This window comes from Variovorax paradoxus (genome assembly GCF_000834655.1).
In the GTDB taxonomy this organism is placed as follows: domain Bacteria; phylum Pseudomonadota; class Gammaproteobacteria; order Burkholderiales; family Burkholderiaceae_C; genus Variovorax; species Variovorax paradoxus_F.
In genome coordinates this window covers 87,509-100,506 of the sequence record NZ_JXQQ01000026.1, presented here as the reverse complement: position 1 = coordinate 100,506, position 12,998 = coordinate 87,509, and the positions used below count along the sequence as shown (strand labels likewise).

12 protein-coding genes are annotated in these 12,998 nt (G+C 66.1%); 7 read left to right on the top strand and 5 right to left on the bottom strand.

Annotated features, from left to right (window positions below; genetic code table 11):
* Nucleotides 1–12 precede the first annotated feature (12 nt).
* Nucleotides 13–951 carry a 2-hydroxyacid dehydrogenase gene (locus tag RT97_RS12020; protein ID WP_042579011.1) on the top strand — a complete coding sequence of 313 codons (939 nt, stop codon included), beginning with the start codon at nucleotides 13–15 and terminating at the stop codon, nucleotides 949–951.
* 124 nt (nucleotides 952–1,075) lie between these two features.
* On the opposite strand, the gene RT97_RS12015 is transcribed toward RT97_RS12020, so the two are convergent.
* A complete protein-coding gene (locus RT97_RS12015) occupies nucleotides 1,076–2,518 on the bottom strand; it encodes an amidase (protein ID WP_042579010.1) in 1,443 nt (480 codons plus the stop codon).
* Between the two features lie 61 nt (nucleotides 2,519–2,579).
* Between RT97_RS12015 and RT97_RS12010 the strand changes: the two genes are divergently transcribed.
* From RT97_RS12010 to RT97_RS11985, 6 genes are all read left to right on the top strand, one after another.
* Nucleotides 2,580–3,572 carry a LysR substrate-binding domain-containing protein gene (locus RT97_RS12010; protein WP_042579009.1) on the top strand — a complete coding sequence of 331 codons (993 nt, stop codon included), beginning with the start codon at nucleotides 2,580–2,582 and terminating at the stop codon, nucleotides 3,570–3,572.
* A 173-nt stretch (nucleotides 3,573–3,745) separates the two neighbouring features.
* Complete coding sequence (locus RT97_RS12005) at nucleotides 3,746–5,200, top strand: aspartate ammonia-lyase (protein WP_042579008.1); 1,455 nt, start codon at nucleotides 3,746–3,748, stop codon at nucleotides 5,198–5,200.
* 179 nt (nucleotides 5,201–5,379) lie between these two features.
* Nucleotides 5,380–6,279, top strand: coding sequence for an amino acid ABC transporter substrate-binding protein (locus RT97_RS12000; RefSeq protein ID WP_042579007.1), 900 nt, complete (start codon nucleotides 5,380–5,382; stop codon nucleotides 6,277–6,279).
* Between the two features lie 91 nt (nucleotides 6,280–6,370).
* Complete coding sequence (locus RT97_RS11995; protein ID WP_042579006.1) at nucleotides 6,371–7,102, top strand: amino acid ABC transporter permease; 732 nt, start codon at nucleotides 6,371–6,373, stop codon at nucleotides 7,100–7,102.
* A 1-nt stretch (nucleotide 7,103) separates the two neighbouring features.
* On the top strand, nucleotides 7,104–7,793 hold the full coding sequence (locus RT97_RS11990; protein ID WP_042579005.1) for an amino acid ABC transporter permease: 690 nt from the start codon (nucleotides 7,104–7,106) through the stop codon (nucleotides 7,791–7,793).
* 35 nt (nucleotides 7,794–7,828) lie between these two features.
* Nucleotides 7,829–8,566: an amino acid ABC transporter ATP-binding protein gene (locus RT97_RS11985; protein ID WP_042579004.1), complete on the top strand. Its 738-nt coding sequence runs from the start codon at nucleotides 7,829–7,831 to the stop codon at nucleotides 8,564–8,566.
* 69 nt (nucleotides 8,567–8,635) lie between these two features.
* Here the strand turns inward: RT97_RS11985 and RT97_RS11980 are convergent, their stop codons facing one another.
* From RT97_RS11980 to RT97_RS11965, 4 genes are all read right to left on the bottom strand, one after another.
* Nucleotides 8,636–9,625, bottom strand: coding sequence for a nucleoside hydrolase (locus tag RT97_RS11980; protein ID WP_042579021.1), 990 nt, complete (start codon nucleotides 9,623–9,625; stop codon nucleotides 8,636–8,638).
* A 314-nt stretch (nucleotides 9,626–9,939) separates the two neighbouring features.
* Entirely contained in the window at nucleotides 9,940–10,977 is a 1,038-nt protein-coding gene (locus RT97_RS11975) for a DctP family TRAP transporter solute-binding subunit (protein ID WP_042579003.1), read from the bottom strand.
* A 57-nt stretch (nucleotides 10,978–11,034) separates the two neighbouring features.
* Complete coding sequence (locus RT97_RS11970; protein ID WP_042579002.1) at nucleotides 11,035–12,333, bottom strand: TRAP transporter large permease; 1,299 nt, start codon at nucleotides 12,331–12,333, stop codon at nucleotides 11,035–11,037.
* On the bottom strand, nucleotides 12,330–12,917 hold the full coding sequence (locus tag RT97_RS11965) for a TRAP transporter small permease (RefSeq protein ID WP_042579001.1): 588 nt from the start codon (nucleotides 12,915–12,917) through the stop codon (nucleotides 12,330–12,332). Before RT97_RS11965 ends, RT97_RS11970 begins: the two co-directional genes overlap by 4 nt.
* Nucleotides 12,918–12,998: the final 81 nt, after the last annotated feature.

The following is a 12,998-nucleotide window of genomic DNA, read 5'->3' as shown; positions in this document are numbered from 1 at the left end:
AGGAGTTCAGACGTGTCGACCAAGATTCCCCTGCTGGTGCTCAACAGCCTCTCGAGCGCCCACCAGGCCCAGATTGCCGAGGTCTACGACGTGACCTACGCCTTCGACCCCGCCGCGCGCGCGGCAGCCGTTGCGGAGCACGGCAAGAAATTCCGCGCGGTGCTGACCATCGGCGTGATCGGCATCACCCCCGATGAAATCGCAGCCATGCCGGCCCTGGAGCTGATCTGCTGCCTGGGCGCGGGCTACGAAGGCGTGCCGCTCGAAGTGACGCGTGCGCGCGGCATCGCCACCGCCAACGGCGCGGGCACCAACGACGACTGCGTGGCCGACCACGCCTTCGGCCTGCTCATCGGCATCGTGCGCGAGTTCCGCAAGCTCGACCGGCTGTGCCGCGAAGGCGTGTGGCGCGAGGCCATTCCGCAGCCGGCCAACGTGTCGGGCAAGAAGCTCGGCATCCTGGGCCTGGGCACCATCGGCCAGAAGATCGCCAAGCGCGCCGCCGCGTTCGACATGGAGATCGGCTATCACAACAGGAAGCCGCGCGAAGGCGCGACGCACCGCTACTTCGACGACCTGAAGTCGCTCGCCGCCTGGGCGGACTTTTTGATCCTCGCTGCGCCGGGCGGGCCTGCGACGAAGCACCTGGTCAACGCCGAAGTGCTCGATGCGCTGGGGCCGCAGGGGTATCTGGTGAGCATCGGTCGCGGCAGCGTGGTCGATACCGAGGCGCTGGGCGCTGCGTTGCGAGAGCACCGCATCGCGGGCGCCGGTGTCGATGTCTACGAGAGCGAACCCGAGCGGCCCGAGCCGCTGGTTGGCCTCGACAACGTGCTGCTCACGCCGCACATGGCCGGCTGGTCGCCCGAGGCGACGCAGAAGTCGGTGGACCACTTCCTCGCCAACGCCCAAGGGCACTTCGCGGGCCGCGGCGTCCTCACGCCGATCTGAAGGTCTTGCTTCTTCCCCCTCTGGGGGAAGGTTGGGATGGGGGCAGACGGCGCTTGCAACGCAGGCAGCGCTTGATCAGCGGCCGCTTGCCCCCACCCCAACCCTCCCCCAGCGGGGGAGGGAGTCAATCCAGAGCCGGGGGGCGCTGCGAACCCCAGCCGCAGGCCTGGTCATACGCATGACCGAGCCGCAGCACGTCGAGGTCGGAGTGGATCGGCCCGGCCAGCTGCAGGCCCATCGGCAGCCCGCCTTCGCCGAAGCCGGCGCGCACGTTCAGCGTCGGCAGCCCCGCCAGCGTGAACGGCGTGACGATCTCCATCCAGCGGTGGTAGGTGTCGCTCTTCACGCCATTCACTTCGGCGGGCCAGTGCAGTTCGGCGTCGAACGGAAAGACCTGCGCGGTCGGTGCCACGACGAAATCGAAGCGCTCGAAAAGCTTCAGGAACGCGCGGTACACGTTCGAGCGATAGAGCGAGGCCTGGTACAGCGAGGCCGCATCCAGGTGCTGGCTCTGCTCGATTTCCCATTGCGCCTCGGGCTTCAATTGCGCGAACAGCTTCGGATCGCTCAGGTACGCGCCGAGCTTGCCGCCGACCAGCAACTGCCGCAGCCGCAGCCAGGCGCTCCAGTTGTGCTCGCGCGGCACGTCGAGCGTGCAGGGCTCGACCTCGCAGCCGATGGTGCGGAACGTGTCGAGCGCCTTCTCCCCGAGCTCGCGGATGCCGGGCGCCAGCGGCAGGTCGGGCCAGATGCTGCCGAGCCAGCCGATGCGCAGGCCCTTGCCGTCGCCATCGAGCGCGATGTCGTCGGGCGAGGGCAGGGCGTGTGGCGACGAAAGCGGCACGCGCCCGTCGAAGCCCGACTGCACCGCGAGCAGTCGCGCGGTGTCTTCCACCGTGCGCGCCATCGGGCCTTCGCAACCCAGTTGCTGGAAGAACAGCTCCTGCTCCGGGTCGCCGGGTACGCGCCCGCGCGAAGGACGCATGCCGATCACGTTATTGAAGGCGGCGGGGTTGCGCAGCGACCCCATCATGTCGCTGCCGTCGGCCACTGGCAGCATGCCCAGTGCCAGCGCCACGGCCGCGCCGCCGCTGCTGCCGCCCGCGCTGCGCTCGGGCGCGTAGGCGTTGCGGGTGATGCCGAACACGGCGTTGTAGGTGTGCGAGCCGAGGCCGAACTCGGGCGTGTTGGTCTTGCCGATGACGATGGCGCCGGCCGCGCGCGCGCGGGCAACGTGCAGGCTGTCGACGCGCGAAGGCGACCGCGGCGACAGGGGCGAGCCCATCGAGGTCGGAAGTCCCGCGGCGTGGCTCAGGTCCTTCACCGCGAGCGGAAAGCCGTGCATCCAGCCGCGCCGCTCGCCGCGTGCCAGTTCGGCATCGCGCTCGCCGGCTTCGGCCAGCAGCCTCTCGGGTTCGCGCAGCGAGACGATGGCATTGAAGCGCGGGTTCAGCGCCTCGATGCGGGCGAGCGAGGCCTGCATCAATTCGCGGCAGGACACCTCGCGGGCCGCGATGCGGCGCGAGAGGGCGGTGGCGCTGAGGGCGAGCAGGTCGTCGGAAGGCATGGCGGATGCGGAAATGGGAGGGGGCGCCCAGTATGGCGCGGCGCTCGCATAATCGTCACTCATGGAAACAAAGTGGCTTGAAGACTTCATCAGTTTGGCGGAGACCCGCAGCTTCAGCCGCTCGGCCCAGTTGAGGCACGTGACGCAGCCGGCGTTCTCCCGCCGCATCCAGGCGCTCGAAGGCTGGGCCGGCACCGACCTCGTCGATCGCAGCTCCTACCCCACGCGCCTCACGCCCGCGGGGCAGACGCTCTACAGCCAGGCCATCGAGATGCTGCAGTCGCTGCAGAGCACCCGCGCCATGCTGCGGGGCCACTCGGCCGCCGGGCAGGACGTGATCGAGATCGCCGTGCCGCACACGCTGGCCTTCACCTTCTTCCCCTCGTGGGTGACCAGCCTGCGCGAGCACTTCGGGCCGATCAAGAGCCGGCTCATCGCGCTCAACGTGCACGACGCGGTGCTGCGGCTGGTCGAAGGCAGCTGCGACCTGCTGATCGCCTACCACCACCCCTCGCAGCCGCTGCAGCTGGACAACAACAAGTACGAGATGGTCAGCCTGGGCGAGGAAACCGTGGCCCCTTGGGTCAAGGCCGATGCCGACGGCGCGCCGCGCTTCCGGCTGCCGGGCCGACCGGGCCAGCCGCTGCCCTACCTGGGCTATGCGCCCGGCGCCTACCTGGGCCGGGTGGTCGACCAGTTGCTGAAGGAATCGGGCACGGCCATCCACCTGGACCGCGTCTACGAGACCGACATGGCCGAGGGCCTGAAGGTCATGGCGCTCGAGGGGCATGGAATCGCCTTCCTTCCGCAGAGTGCGGTGCGCAAGGAAATCAAGGCCCGCAAGCTGGTGAGCGCGCTGCCGCCCGAGATCGACAGCCTGGAGGCGACCATGGAAATCCGCGCCTACCGCGAGCGGCCGAGCGCGCCGGTGCCGGTGAAGACCGGCAACGGACGGTCCGCCAAGATCGCGGCGGTGTCCGAGGGCACGCAGCCCAAGCGCACGGCCGACGCGCTGTGGTCGTACCTCGTCGGCACCCAGCCGACGGCCGGCTGACACCGGATTTGTGCGCCGCACAATCTATAAATGCCGTGCATGAGGCCTCCCGGATTCAGCATTGGCGCCATGAGCACCGCGGTACTACAGTCGCGGCAGTTTTTACCGCTGTCACAGCATCCTTCCCAGGCACGCTCCCCTTGCGTGCTTTTTTTTAAACCGAGGAATCCCGTATGAGCTCCAATTTCAGGACCGAGCACGACTTCCTCGGCGAGAAGCAGATTCCCGCCGCCGCCTACTGGGGCGTGCACACGGCGCGCGCCGTCGAGAACTTCGCGATCTCTGGCACCCGCATCTCGGCCATGCCCGACCTCGTTCGCGCACTGGCCTACGTGAAGAAGGCCGCGACACGCGCCAATGCCGACCTGGGCGCCATCGACCGCGACCGCGCCGCCGCGATCATCCTGGCCTGCGAAGACCTCATCGAGGGCAAGCTGCTCGACGAGTTCGTGGTCGACGTGATCCAGGGCGGTGCCGGCACCTCGACCAACATGAACGCCAACGAGGTGATCTGCAATCTCGCGCTCGAAAAGCTCGGCCACGAGAAGGCGCGCTACGACGTGCTGCACCCCAACGACCACGTCAACGCCTCGCAGAGCACCAACGACGTGTACCCCACGGCGGTGCGCCTGGCGCTGTGGTTCGCCATCGACAAGCTGCTCCAGGCCATGGCCGCGCTGCGCCGCAGCTTCGAGGCCAAGGCGCTGGAGTTCAAGGACGTCCTGAAGATCGGCCGCACCCAGTTGCAGGACGCGGTGCCCATGACGCTGGGCCAGGAGTTCCTGACCTACGCGATCATGATCGGCGAGGACGAGGCGCGCCTGGGCGAGGCCCGCGCGCTCATCGAGGAAATCAACCTCGGCGCCACCGCCATCGGCACCGGCATCAACGCGCCGCACGGGTACGCCAACCTCGCCTGCCAGTACCTGGCCGAGCAGACCGGCGTGCCGCTCAAGCAAGCCGCCAACCTCATCGAGGCCACGCAGGACACGGGCGCGTTCGTGCAGCTGTCGGGCGTGCTCAAGCGCGTGGCCACCAAGCTCAGCAAGACCTGCAACGACCTGCGCCTGCTCTCCAGCGGCCCGCAGGCCGGTTTCGGCGAAATCCGCTTGCCCGCGCGGCAGGCGGGCTCCTCTATCATGCCGGGCAAGGTCAACCCGGTGATCCCGGAAGTCATGAACCAGGTGGCCTTCGAGGTGATCGGCAACGACATCACCGTGACCATGGCGTCCGAGGCCGGGCAACTGCAGTTGAACGCCTTCGAGCCGATCATGGGCTGGAGCCTCTTCAAGAGCATCAAGCACCTGGGCAACGCGTGCAACACGCTGCAGCTGAACTGCGTGGACGGCATCGAGGCCAACCGCGAGTTCCTTGCCAAGCGGGTGCGCGAGTCGGTCACGCTGGTCACCGCGCTCAACCCGCTCATCGGCTACGAGAAGGCCGCGCTCATCGCCAAGACGGCGCTGGCCACCGGCGGGCCCATCGACCTGGTGGCCGAGTCGCTCGGGATCATGACGCGCGCCGAGATGGAGGCGCTGCTCGTGCCCGAGAACCTCACGCAGCCGGTGCGCCTGTCGGCCGCACCCGTTCCGCCCGCCGCCGAGCCTTCGGGCACAAAGGCTGCTTAGTGAAAGTCGGACAATGCCAGGAGGCAGGATCGCACCACGCTGGCGCTGCAATGCGCGCGGCCGGTGCAATGCACGGCGGGATGCCCCCCGGATGCACCGGGTTGGTCCGGGTATCACGCAAAATGTGAATGTCTAAAATTTCGTTGTATCTGTTTCAGTCACCCTCAGGAGTTTTCTGTATGAAAAAACAAGTAATGGCATTGGCAATCGCGGCGCTCGCCACCAGCGGCGCCTTCGCTCAAGCCAATGACACCCTGGCCAAGATCAAGGCCTCGGGCACCATCACCGAAGGCGTGCGGGAATCTTCCGGCCTGTCGTACACGCTGGGCAACGGCCAGTACACCGGCTTCCACTACGACGTCTGCGCCAACATCATCAAGGACCTGGAGAAGGCCGCTGGCAAGAAGCTCGAAGTCAAGTACCAGCCCGTCACCTCGCAGAACCGCATCCCCCTCGTGCAGAACGGCACCGTGGACATCGAGTGCGGCTCGACCACCAACAACGCCACCCGCCAGAAGGACGTGGCCTTCGGCGTGACCACCTACGTCGAGGAAACCAAGATCGTCGTGAAGGCGAACTCGGGCATCAACTCGCTGGCCGACCTGAAGGACAAGACGGTTGCCACCACCACCGGCACCACGCCGCTGCAGACCGTGCGCAAGCAAAAGCGCGCCGAGAACCTGACCTTCAAGGAGGTCTACGGCAAGGACCACTCCGACAGCTTCCTGCTGCTGGAAACCGGCCGTGCCGACGCGTTCGTGATGGACGGCTCGATCCTGGCCGCGCTCGCCGCCAAGTCGAAGTCGCCCAAGGACTACAAGATCCTGAACGACGTGCTGGCCGTGGAACCCATCGGCATCATGATCCGCAAGGACGACCCCGCCTTCAAGAAGGCCGTGGACGACAGCATCAAGGCACAGGCCAAGTCGGGCGAGCTGGCCAAGCTCTATGACAAGTGGTTCCTCAAGCCGATTCCCCCGGCAAACGTCGTGATCAACCTGCCGCTGGGCGAAGCCACCAAGAACGCCTGGGCCAACCCGAACGACAAGCCCGCTGAAGAGTACGTCACCAAGGAATAAGCACGCGTCGCTGCGTGAATGACGCCCACCTTTCGCGGTGGGCGTTTCTTTTCAAGGGACGGTTTCGTCGAAGACGGTGAAGGAGTAAGAAATGGGAAACTGGGATTGGCAGGTGTTCCTGCAGGACCCGGGTGGGGACTATCCGACCTACTGGCAGTGGATGCTCTCGGCCTGGGGCTGGACGGTGTCCGTGGCGCTGCTGGCGCTGGTCGTGGCGCTCGTGCTGGGCTCGCTGATCGGCATCACCCGCACGCTGCCCGACAGCCCGTGGCTGGTGCGGTTCGGCAATGCATGGGTGGAGCTCTTTCGCAACATCCCGCTCTTGGTGCAGATCTTCCTCTGGTACCACGTGATTCCAGCGCTGATCCCGGTGATGAAGGGCGTGCCGAGCTTCATCCTGGTGGTGCTGGCGCTGGGCTTCTTCACCTCCGCGCGTATCGCCGAGCAGGTGCGCTCGGGCATCCAGGCGCTGCCCAAGGGCCAGCGCTATGCGGGCATGGCGGTGGGCTTCACCACCACGCAGTACTACCGCTACGTGATCCTGCCGATGGCCTACCGCATCATCATCCCGCCTCTCACGAGCGAGACGATGAACATCTTCAAGAACTCGTCCGTCGCGTTCGCCGTGTCGGTCACCGAACTCACCATGTTCGCCATGCAGGCGCAGGAAGAAACCTCGCGCGGCATCGAGGTCTACCTGGCGGTGACGGCCTGCTACGTGGTGTCCGCCCTGGCCATCAACCGGCTCATGGCATTCATCGAGAAGAAGACCCGCGTGCCGGGCTTCATCGTCTCGGCCAGCGCCGGCGGCGGAGGTCACTGACATGATGAATCTCGACCTGTCGTTCTACAACTGGGACGTCATCAGCAACTTCGTCATCAAGGGCTTCTACTTCAGCATCATGCTGACGGTGGTGGCCACGATCGGCGGCGTGATCTTCGGCACGATCCTGGCGCTCATGCGCCTGTCGGGCAAGAAGTGGCTCGATGCGCCCGCCGCCATCTACGTCAACGGCATGCGCAGCATTCCGCTGGTGATGGTGATCCTGTGGTTCTTCCTGCTCGTGCCGGCGTCGTTCTATTCGCTGTTCGGCTCGCTCGGTTCGAACTACCGCTCCGAGATCTCGGCCGTGATCACCTTCGTCGCGTTCGAGGCGGCGTACTTCTCCGAAATCATGCGCGCGGGCATCCAGTCGATCCCGCGCGGCCAGGTGAATGCGGGCCAGGCGGTGGGCATGACCTACGGCCAGAACATGCGCCTGGTGGTGCTGCCGCAGGCGTTCCGCAACATGCTGCCGGTGCTGCTCACGCAGACCATCATCCTGTTCCAGGACACCTCGCTGGTCTACGCCATCGGTGCCTACGACATGCTCAAGGGCTTCGAGACGGCGGGCAAGAACTTCGGCCGCCCGATCGAGGCGTACCTGCTCGCAGCCGTCGTGTACTTCGTCATGTGTTACGCCCTTTCTTGGCTGGTCAAGCGCCTGCACAAGAAGATCGCCATCATTCGCTGAGTGGCTGAACCGGAGAGAAAGAAATGTCCGAAAAAATGATCGAAATCAAGAACGTCTCCAAGTGGTATGGCCCGGTGCAGGTGCTCAACGACTGCTCGGTGAACATCGCCAAGGGCGACGTGGTGGTGGTGTGCGGCCCGTCGGGTTCGGGCAAGTCCACGCTCATCAAGACCGTGAACGCGCTGGAGCCCTTCCAGAAGGGCGAGATCACCGTCAACGGCATCCCGCTGCACGATCCCAAGACCAACCTGCCCAAGCTGCGCTCCAAGGTCGGCATGGTGTTCCAGCACTTCGAGCTGTTTCCGCACCTGTCGGTGACCGAGAACCTCACGATCGCGCAGATCAAGGTGCTGGGCCGCACGCCCGACGAAGCCAAGACGCGGGGCCTGAAGATGCTCGACCGAGTGGGCCTGATGGCGCACAAGGACAAGTTCCCGGGCCAGCTCTCGGGCGGCCAGCAGCAGCGCGTGGCGATCGCCCGTGCGCTGTCGATGGACCCGATCGTGATGCTGTTCGATGAGCCCACCTCGGCGCTGGACCCCGAGATGGTCGGCGAAGTGCTCGACGTGATGGTGAGCCTGGCCAAGGAAGGCATGACCATGATGGTGGTCACGCACGAGATGGCCTTTGCCCGCAAGGTCGCGAGCCGCGTGATCTTCATCGACGTGGGCGGCAAGATCCTGGAAGACTGCCCGAAGGACGAGTTCTTCAATCACCCCGAGAACCGTCAGCCGCGCACCAAGGATTTCCTCAACAAGATCCTCCAGCACTGATCGGCTGCGACACCAAAACAAAAGCCACGCTGTTCTGCAGCGTGGCTTTTTTCATGGGGGCAGGTGCGATCAGGGCAGCCGCGAGATCCGCTGCGTCAGCAGATCGAAGAAGCCCTGCGCATCGCCCTCGGCGATCCAGTGCACGTTGGCCGGGCGCTTCAGGCCGCCGTACCAGTCGACCGCCGTCTGGCCGAAGCCCATGCCTTCGCGGCTGTCGACCTCCACGTTCACCTGCCTGCCCTTGAAGAGCGACGGCTGCAGCAGGTAGGCGATCACGGTGGCGTCGTGCACCGGACCGCCGGGCAGGCCGTAGTACTGCATGTCGTGCTGCACATAGGCATCGAGGATGTCGGCCACCGTCTTGCCAGCCTGGTTGCCGAGGCCGCGCAGCTTGGCGATGCGCTCGGGGCTCGTGAGGATCTTGTGCGTCACGTCCAGCGGCAGCATGGTGATCGGCACGCCGCTCTTGAGCACGATCTCGGCCGCATGCGGATCAGCGAACACGTTGAACTCCGCGGTCGGTGTGATGTTGCCGCCGTTGAAGTGCGCGCCGCCCATGAGCACCAGCTCGCGCAGCCCGCGCACGATGTCCGGGGCCTGAGTGAGCGCCAGCGCGAGGTTGGTCTCGGGGCCGAGCATCGCGAGCGTCACGCTTTTCTCGGGCGCGGCGCGCAGCGTGCGGATCAGGTAGTCGACCGCATTGCCTTCGGCCAGCGGCTGCTTCGGCTCGAACACCTTCACGCCCGTGATGCCTTCGCTGCCGTGCACGTCGGCCGCGTAGATCGGCGTGCGCAGCAGCGGGCGCGGCGCACCGGCGTAGATCGGGATGTCGGGGCGCCCGGCCCATTCGCGCGCGAGGCGCGCATTGCGCGAGGTCTTTGCGAGCGGCACGTTGCCGGCCACCGTGGTCAGCGCCTGGATCTTCAGCCGCTCGGGCGATGCCATCGCGAACAGCAGCGCGATCACGTCGTCTGCGCCCGGGTCGGTGTCGATGATCAGCGTGTGCACCGTGGTGGCGTCGGCGGCGTGCGCTGCGGTCGGGGCGATGCTGATGGTCATCAAGAGGGCGAATCCCGCGAGAAGGAAAGAGGAAAGGTCGGCTTTCCAACGCGAAGACAGGGGCATGAAACGGCTTCCTTCAAGCGCGAAAGAACACGCGTTGAAAACCAGTCTGCCAGAGCAATTCGCGTTGGCGGCATGAAATCGAAGGCGTGTTTTTCGCCGCTGCCGCAGGGCATCGGTCGGTCCGCAAACCAAGGATTTCGCCCGCCATTTTCGTTGCAGTTGAAAGTGCGCAAGCGGCAAGGAAAAAGCCCCGCAAGCGGGGCTCCGGCGAGGCCATCGAAGGCCCTGCAGTGTTGTGAAAACGCTGCTTACTTCTTGCGTGCGGCGATCGCCTTCTCGGCCTGCGCGACGAGGTCGGCACCCACCGTCGACTTCCACTTGTCGTACACCGGCCGCGTCGCCTTCACGAACGCATCGCGCTCGGCCGGCGTGAGGCTGGTCACCGTCACGCCCATGGCGGCGATGTCTTTCAGCACCGGCTTGTCGGCTTCCACGAGGCCCTTGCGCGCAATCGCGATTTCCTGCGTGCCCGCATCGACGGCGGCCTGGCGCACGATGGCCTGGTCGGCCGGCGTCCACGAGGCCCAGATTTCCTTGTTCACCACGAAGACCAGCGGGTCGGCCACGTAGCCCCAGGTGGTCACGAACTTCTGGCCCACGGTGTGCATCTTGAGCACGGTGAAGAGGAAGAGCGGGTTTTCCTGCCCATCGACCGCGCCGCTCGCGAGCGCCGGCTGCGCATCGGCCCAGCTCATCTGCGTCGGGTTGGCGCCCAGCGCGGTGAACATGTCCGAATAGATCGGCGAGCCGACCACGCGGATCTTCATGCCCTTCAGGTCTTCGGGGGACTTGATCGGCTTCTTCGAGTTGGTGATCTCGCGGTAGCCGTTCTCGCCCCAGGCGAGCGGCACCACGCCGGCCTTGTCGAGCGTCTTGAACATTTCCTTGCCCACGTCGCCTTGGGTGAGCGCGTCGATGGCCGCGTAGTCGGGCATGAGGAAGGGCATCGAGAACAGGTTGAGCTGCTTCACTTGCGGCGACCAGTTGATGGTCGAGCCCACGGCCATATCGATCACGCCCTGGCGCAGCGCGCTGAACTCGCGCGTCTGGTCGCCCTGGATGAGCGACACGCCCGGGTACAGCTTTATGTTGATGCGGCCCTGGGTGCGCTCCTTCACGAGGTCGGCCCAGATCTTTCCGGCCTGGCCCCAGGGCGTGGGCGGGCCCAGCACCAGCGACATCTTGTATTCGGGCTTGTAGGCGGCCTGCGCCATGGCGCCGGTCGAGAACATGCCCAGGGCAGTTGCCACGGCGGCGAGGCCCAGCAGGGTGCGGCGGAATTTCATGGAAGGTCTCCTCTTTGAAGATGGAACGAATGTGGAACGAAATGCGGAACGAAAAAATCAGTAGCCCAGCTTGCGTGGCAGCCAGAGCGCCAGCTCGGGGAATGCGATGACCAGCACCATCACCACGAACATCGAGAACAGCATCCAGCCCACCCAGCGCACGGTCTCTTCCATGCGCACCTTGGCGATGCGGCACGAGACCATGAGGTTGACCGCGAGCGGCGGCGTGAACTGCCCGAGCGCGACCTTGAGCGTGAGGATCACGCCGAACCACACTGGGTCCCATTTGTAGTACTGGACGATGGGCAGCAAGAGCGGCACGAAGATCAGGAAGATCGACACGCCGTCGAGGAACATCCCCACGGTGATGAGCAAGAGGATCAGCAGCGCGAGGATGCCGTACTCGCCAAGGCCCGAATTCACGATGGCCCGCGTGACCGGATCGATGATGCCCAGCGTCGAGAGCGAGTACGCGAAGATGCCTGCGAGCGACACCACCAGCAGGATCACCGCCGACAGCTCGCCCGACTCGCGCAGGATCACGAAGAGGTCGCGCACCTTGATGGTCCGGTGGATGCACATGCCCACGAAGAGGCCGTAGAACACCGCGACCACCGCCGCCTCGGTCGGCGTGAACCAGCCCGCGCGCATGCCGCCCAGAATCAGCACCGGCGCCGCGAGGCCCCAGATCGCTTCGCGAAAGCTCTTCCAGAACGGTGGGCGTGGCAGCGTCGCCTCGAGCGCGCCCATCTTGTGCGTGCGGGCCAGCCACACGGCCGGAATCATCAGCGCGAGGCCCGCCATGATGCCGGGGATCATGCCGGCCGCGAACAGCGCCGGCACCGAGGCGCCGGGCACCAGCACCGAGTAGACGATGAACGCGACCGAGGGCGGAATCAGGATGTCGGTGGCCGCCGCGGCGCCCACCACGCTGGCCGAGAACGCGGCCGGGTAGCCGGCGCGCGACATGGCCGCGATCATCACCGCGCCCACGGCCGCGGCGTTGGCCGGGCCCGAGCCCGAGATGCCGCCGAGGAACATGGCCACCGCAATCGCCACCAGCGGCAGCATGCCCGGGCCGCGCCCCACGATGGCGACCGCGAAGTTCACCAGCCGCAGCGCCACGCCCGAGCGGTCGAAGATGGAGCCGACCAGCACGAACATTGGAATGGCCAGCAGCGGGTATTTGCCCAGGCCCGCATAGAAGTTCTGCGGCACGGCCAGGAGGCCGAACCACTGGGCGTCGCTGTTGGCGAGCGCGATGCAGGCGGCGCCTGCCAGGCCGAGCGCGGCGCCGATGGGCACGCCCACCAGCATCATGAGCACGAAGGCGACGAAGAGCAGGGTGGCGATCACTTGGCGTCGCCTTTTCTGCTATTGCTGCTGTTGTCGGACTCGTAGTTCGTCTTGCGCCCGCGCCGGACCATGAGGCCGATGGCCCGCCCCGCGATGGCGAAGGACACGATGGGCAGCCAGATCGAATACCACCACGCCGGCAGCCCGATGCCCGGCGTGGTTTCCTCGAAGCGGTAGTCGTCCCAAACCATGCGGATGCTGAGCGCGCCGATCAGGCCGAAGAGGATGGCGATCATCAGCGCGCCGAACTGCGCGAGGCGCTTGCGCCGCGCCATCGAGCCGCTCTCGGAGAAGTACTCGATGCGGATGTGCCGGTCGCGCGCCACCGCGGCCGAGCCGGCCACCAGGGCCAGCATGATCATGAGGAACACCGAGAACTCCTCGGTCCAGGCGAACGACGAGCTGGTGAAGTAGCGCACCAGCACGTTGGCAAAGGTGATGAGCGCCAGCGCGCCCATGATGATGACGGTGAGCCAGTCTTCGATGGCGAGCGGCACCTTGGTCGGTTCGTCGGCGGCTTCGATGTCGGGGGGAAGGGGGCTGGCGGCGTCCAGCGTGGGGCCGGACTCGGGAGGAGTTGTCATCGCAGGAAGGGCAGGTGAGGCAGGCGCCATGTCACCGGGCGGACGCCGGGACGCGGTCCGTACACCTCGACAGGGGGGAGC

Bases quoted from the DNA above. Each gene is read 5' to 3' on its own strand.
- RT97_RS12015 (WP_042579010.1), bottom strand. From the start codon at position 2,518: ATGCCTTCCGACGACCTGCTCGCCCTCAGCGCCACCGCCCTCTCGCGC.
- RT97_RS12010 (WP_042579009.1), top strand. From the start codon at position 2,580: ATGGAAACAAAGTGGCTTGAAGACTTCATCAGTTTGGCGGAGACCCGC.
- RT97_RS12005 (WP_042579008.1), top strand. From the start codon at position 3,746: ATGAGCTCCAATTTCAGGACCGAGCACGACTTCCTCGGCGAGAAGCAG.
- RT97_RS12000 (WP_042579007.1), top strand. From the start codon at position 5,380: ATGAAAAAACAAGTAATGGCATTGGCAATCGCGGCGCTCGCCACCAGC.
- RT97_RS11995 (WP_042579006.1), top strand. From the start codon at position 6,371: ATGGGAAACTGGGATTGGCAGGTGTTCCTGCAGGACCCGGGTGGGGAC.
- RT97_RS11990 (WP_042579005.1), top strand. From the start codon at position 7,104: ATGATGAATCTCGACCTGTCGTTCTACAACTGGGACGTCATCAGCAAC.
- RT97_RS11985 (WP_042579004.1), top strand. From the start codon at position 7,829: ATGATCGAAATCAAGAACGTCTCCAAGTGGTATGGCCCGGTGCAGGTG.
- RT97_RS11980 (WP_042579021.1), bottom strand. From the start codon at position 9,625: ATGACCATCAGCATCGCCCCGACCGCAGCGCACGCCGCCGACGCCACC.
- RT97_RS11975 (WP_042579003.1), bottom strand. From the start codon at position 10,977: ATGAAATTCCGCCGCACCCTGCTGGGCCTCGCCGCCGTGGCAACTGCC.
- RT97_RS11965 (WP_042579001.1), bottom strand. From the start codon at position 12,917: ATGACAACTCCTCCCGAGTCCGGCCCCACGCTGGACGCCGCCAGCCCC.